The organism is Cupriavidus sp. SIMBA_020 (assembly GCF_046535395.1).
GTDB classification, from domain to species: domain Bacteria; phylum Pseudomonadota; class Gammaproteobacteria; order Burkholderiales; family Burkholderiaceae; genus Cupriavidus; species Cupriavidus campinensis.
The window spans coordinates 1-295 of sequence record NZ_JAWRWU010000330.1 but is presented as its reverse complement, the minus strand read 5'-3'; the positions used below and the strand labels follow the sequence as shown (position 1 = coordinate 295).

Sequence of the window (295 nt, the reverse complement as noted above, 5' to 3'; positions counted from 1 at the left end):
TTGTAGAAACCTTCGTATTCCAGTTCCAGCAGACCCGGCAGTTTCGCGTTGATGTAGTCAACGAATTCCAGCGCTTTTTTTTTGATTTCTTCAGATTTACCACCCGGGATGGTCGCGTACAGACCGTCGGTGTCGATGTACAGAACTTTGAAACCGAATTTTTCTTCCAGTTCTTTCCAAACGAATTCGATGTATTCACGACCCCACGCGGTAACAGATTCCGCGCATTCTTTGCAGTACCAACGCGCTTTCGCGTAACCGTAGTAACCGTAGTAAGAGTTCGCCAGGATTTTGA

Annotated in this window: 1 protein-coding gene; it reads right to left on the bottom strand. The window is 46.8% G+C overall.

The features are described from left to right. The coding region (locus SB751_RS29445; protein WP_410748957.1) for a DNA polymerase domain-containing protein at positions 1-295 on the bottom strand (295 nt) is incomplete at both ends.